The sequence below is a fragment of the Candidatus Obscuribacterales bacterium genome (assembly GCA_036703605.1).
Taxonomy (GTDB): domain Bacteria; phylum Cyanobacteriota; class Cyanobacteriia; order RECH01; family RECH01; genus RECH01.
Map to the genome: position 1 here is coordinate 1 of DATNRH010000845.1, position 5187 is coordinate 5187.

Below are 5187 nucleotides of genomic sequence, written 5' to 3' on the forward strand. Positions count from 1 at the left end.
ACTAGGGTACGATTTTCGATATTGGCCCCTAGGGTGTAGGAAACGCTGGAGGTTACTGTATCTAAACCTTCACCGGGGTTTTCGACAACGCGATCGCCCTCATCATCAACGAAATACCGATCATTGCCGGCCCCGCCGGCCATGTAGTCGGCTCCGCCTCCGCCATCGAGGGTGTTGCTGCCCTCGTTGCCGATCAGGCTATTTTCTAGGGCATTGCCGAAGCCGTTGATGTTGCCCGCCCCTGCTGCCAGGATTAGGTTTTCTAGGTTGGCCCCCAGGGTATAGGACACCGAGGAGATCACCGTATCGATGCCACCACCGATGTCCACGGTTTCCACTACCCCATCCCCAGCGGCATCGACCACGTAGGTGTCATTCCCCAGACCGCCGATCATCACGTCATTGCCGGCGCGACCGTCGAGGAGATTATTGCCGTCGTTGCCGGTGATGGTATTGCGACCTGCGTTACCCACCCCGATTAGATCCTCAGTACCGGTGGCACCGGTCAGGATCAGATTTTCTAGATTGGCCCCGAGGGTAAAAGACACGGAGGATTCTACGGTGTCAATGCCGCCGGCTGGCCCTGCCACGGTTTCAACAGCGCGATCGCCCTCATCATCCACGATGTAGCGATCGTCGCCCCGTCCGCCAATCATCCTATCGGCCCCTGCACCACCATCTAAAACATTATTGTTGTCGTTGCCAATAATGGTGTTGTTTAGACTGTTGCCTGTGCCGTTGATGGCCCCGCCCGTTGGGTCGAGGATAAGAATTTCGATGTTATCGCCCAGGGTGTAGTTCACCGTGGAAATCACCGTATCGCGCCCGGCATTGGGTGCTTCGATGACGCGATCGCTTGTGTCATCGACGTAGTAAGTATCATTGCCGACTCCGCCGCGCATCTCGTCTACCTCTAGGCCACCCCGTAGGATGTCGTTGCCGCTGCCGCCAATCAGCACATCATTGCCTGCGCCGCCGTCTAGGGTATTGTCGTTGGCGTTGCCAATGATGGTATTGTTGCGATCATTGCCGGTGCCTTGGGTGGCTCCCCCCACTAGGGTTAGGTTTTCGATGTTGACATAGTCTGGTGCAGAGAGGTTGAGGTTAAGGCTGGAAATGACCGTATCAATATCGGTAGCTGGGCCAGTTTCCACGATGCGATCGCCCGCATTGTCGATCACGTAGGTATCATTGCCCGTGCCACCGTCCATTAGATCATTGCCGGTGCCGCCATCGAGGACATCATTGCCTGCCCCTGCCAGGATCACATCATTGCCACCCCGCCCTTCTAGACGGTTATTTCCCTCGTTACCAATGATTGTATTGTTGGCATCATTGCCGATACCGTTTAGGTTACCTGCCCCCGGTTGCAGGGTCAGGTTTTCCAGATTGGCTCCTAGGGTATAGGAAACCGACGAAAGGACTGTATCTAAACCCTCATTGGCATTTTCAATCACCCGATCGCCTAGGTTATCGACCACATAGGTATCATTGCCGCGACCACCTATGAGGCGATCGCTGCCGCCCCGACCATCGAGACGGTTATTGGCGTCGTTGCCGATAATGGTATTGTTACCTGCATCACCAGCCCCGATCACCGCTCCATCCAGCAACACCAACCGCTCGATGTTACCGGATAGGGTATAGCTAGCGCTGGCGATCACCACGTCTGTCCCTTCGTTAGGATTTTCTGTGACCACATCAGCGCTGTTATCGACGTAGTAGGTATCATTCCCCGTGCCGCCCTGCATTGTATCGACGCCAGCACCACCGATCAAGACATCGTTGCCGCCACCGCCCTGCAGCAGGTTATTCCCGGCATTGCCGGTAATGGTGTTATTACCGGCATTTCCCACCCCGGTGAGGTTTTCGTTGCCGGTAGGGCCGACTAATATCAGATTCTCGACATTGGCCCCAAGGGTAAAGTTCACATCTGAGAAGACGGTATCGAGTCCCTCATTGGTACTTTCCACCACAATATCGCCGACTTGGCGAACAAAGTAGGTATCATTGCCGCGTCCGCCGATTAGGCTATTGCGCCCACCGACGCCGTCAAGAACATCATTACCGTCTCCGCCGATCAGGGTGTTATTCCCTGTATTGCCCAGAATAGTATTATCCAGCGCGTTGCCTGAGCCGATATTATTTCCCGTGCCCACTAAGGTAAGATTTTCTAGATTGGCTCCGAGGGAATAGGACACGTCGGAAATAACTAAATCAATACCTTCATTGGTATCCTCAACGACGCGATCGCTAATATTGTCGACCAGGTAAGTATCATTGCCCTTGCCGCCGCGCATCTCATCGATACCGCTGCCGCCATCCAGGATATCGTTGCCGTCACCGCCCGCCAGCAGATCATCGCCGCCGCGTCCTTCTAAGCGGTTATTGCCATTGTTGCCCGTGATGGTGTTGGCGAGGTCATTGCCCGTGCCATCACTATCTGACGCACCGATGAGGAATAGGTTTTCAATATTATCTCCTAGGGTATAGGAGTCGCTGGCGACTACGGTATCAATGCCTTCATTGGCTGCCTCAGTTACCACATCGCCTGCGCTGTCTACAATGTAGATGTCATCGCCGCGCCCGCCGATCATCACATCATCGCCAGTACCGCCATCTAGGGTATCGTTGCCGTCGCCTGCCTCAATGCGATCGCTGCCATCGCCACCCGATAAGGTATTGTTGCCGCTATTGCCAATTAGGGTATTATCTAACTCATTGCCTGTGCCCCGCAGGTTATTAGCTCCACCTAAAATTAGGGTTTCAACATTGCCTGCTAGGGTATAGGAGCGTAGGTTAGAAATGACCGTATCGGTGCCACCACCGGGGGTTTCCAGAATTGTGTCACCTTCATCATTGAGGATATAGGTGTCATTGTCATCCCCGCCGATCAGGGTATCGCGCCCAGCACCACCGATTAAAACATCATTTCCACCGTTGCCTTGAAGGAGATTATCTCCAGCGTTACCGGTAATGGTATTATTTTCTTCATTGCCAATGCCGTTGAGATTATCATTGCCCAACAGAATCAGATTTTCTAGGTTGGGGGCTAGCACCGTCGAAAAACGAGTAATAACAGTATCGATGCCACCACCCGGATCCTCTGTGATAGTATCTCCCAAACCGCTGACGATATAGGTATCATTTCCAGTACCGCCGATCAGGGTATTATTCCCCCCCACCCCATTGAGATAGTCGTCACCCGCGCCGCCCTCAAGGATGTTGTTGCCCGTTGTGCCAGTAATGGTATTGTTGAGGTCATTACCGGCTCCATTCAGGTTGCCCGTTCCTAGCAAGATAAGGTTCTCGACGTTAGCGCCTAGGGTAAACGACACCTGCGATCGCACCAGATCGAGACCCTCATTGGCATTTTCGATCACCACGTCGCCGAGGTTATCCACCAGATAGGTATCATTCCCATCTCCACCGCGCATGATATCTGCTCCGGTGCCACCGTCTAGCAGATCATCGCCGTCACCGCCCTCTAAAACATCATCATCTGCTCCACCGCGCAGCGTATCGTTGCCCGCCCCGCCCCGAAGGGTATCGCGCCCGGTGTCGCCAATCAAGATATCGGTGCCATCCCCACCGTCTAGGATATCGTTGCCCGTTCCACCATTGAGAACATCATCGCCGGTGCCGCCATCGAGCCGATCATTGCCAGCGTCGCCAAACAGGCGATCATCTCCGGCATCCCCGATGAGACTGTCGTTCCCCCTATCCCCTCGAAGGGTGTCATCGCCGCCAAGCCCGCGCAGGACGTCATCTCCGTCCAATCCGCGAATAACGTTATTGGCGTTATTACCTAAGATGGTATTGTCTAAATCATTACCCGTACCGTTGATCGCCTGGTTTCCGGTCAAGGTCAAATTCTCGACATTTGCACCTAGCCGGAAACTGATGGATGCATTCACCAAGTCAATGCCAGAGTTCAGTGTCTCAATGACGCGATCGCCGACATTGTCTACAACATAAATGTCATTGCCCGCGCCCCCTTCCATGCGATCGCTGCCGGAGCCGCCGTCTAAGGTATCGTTGCCACCGCCGCCAATGAGCCGATCATCGCCCGCATCGCCGATTAAGCGATCGCTGCCAGCACCGCCGTCTAATAGGTCATTGCCTTGTAGACCTAAGAGAATATCATCTCCACCTAGCCCAAACAGCCGATCATCCTCAACCGTACCCCGCAACCGATTGTTGCTACCATCACCTCTTCTGACAGCCATTATTCTATTTCCTTACCAAAACCTACTGACATTCATTTCAGATCAAACTGCAGTCTTCATCCATCATCTCTCTAGCCCTTGATCGACTTAAGACAAGTGAATCGTCAGGCTAGACATGATAGTTCTATCTTGATTAACTTCAAACCAACGATGTCCCTCAGGATCATGAGCCATCTTTGATATGAACACGTTCTGCTGATCGTGCTAGCTAAAAATGTATTTCTTAGAGTGACATGATTAACAGGCTAAGGTAATGACGTGGGTCGCCTCTCGATTGAGGTGAGCGTGGAGCAGCCCTGTGGATCTGCTGTTAGGCAAAACACTTATACGATGAGTACAACAGTCTTTGTTCACCTACCCAAATCCTGGGAGTGTTGTCATAAGCCTGGGTTTTTGTTCTTTGCATTCGGTTACAAAAAGGCGATCGCTTCTTGAAGGGGCCAACCAAGGCAAAGAGGCTCTCATGACTGTAGCGAGTATCGTCGTCTAACAATGAGCTAGCTCCTGAGAGGGATATAAGTGCAGTCTATGACATTTAGGCGGGCTTACCTAGACTAGGGTCATAACCAAAAACACCTTGAGCCAACCTGTTTTATACCTGTCTTTAACGTAGTCAATACCACCAAAGATTGACTGTTATCTTGCCAAGCAAACAGGCTATTGCTTGTGCATGACTAGTATCTTCATGCCTCCTTCATCTTGTTGAGATCTTAATGAAGCCAACGTTTGATGTCTTGTTCAATATTAAAGCAAAGTTCTAGACATAACTACCATACTCTACGTAGATATTCTCCTGCCTTTCTATCAGGCGTCAAAACGATGACCCCTAGAGACTAGTTCCGTAGCTTTCTAGCGGTCAGTTCCGGTTAAAGCAGTTGTTCAGTTTGTTGGATGAAAGCGTCTAGATCGCTATCCATAAGAGAAGGGCTTGGTTGCCGTTCATCCATTAGCCGTCCGT

1 protein-coding gene is annotated in these 5187 nt (G+C 52.1%); it reads right to left on the reverse strand.

The annotated features are described in order from the left end of the window. The coding region (locus V6D20_17415) for a calcium-binding protein (protein HEY9817562.1) at positions 1-4229 on the reverse strand (4229 nt) is incomplete at its 3' end. Positions 4230-5187 lie beyond the last annotated feature (958 nt).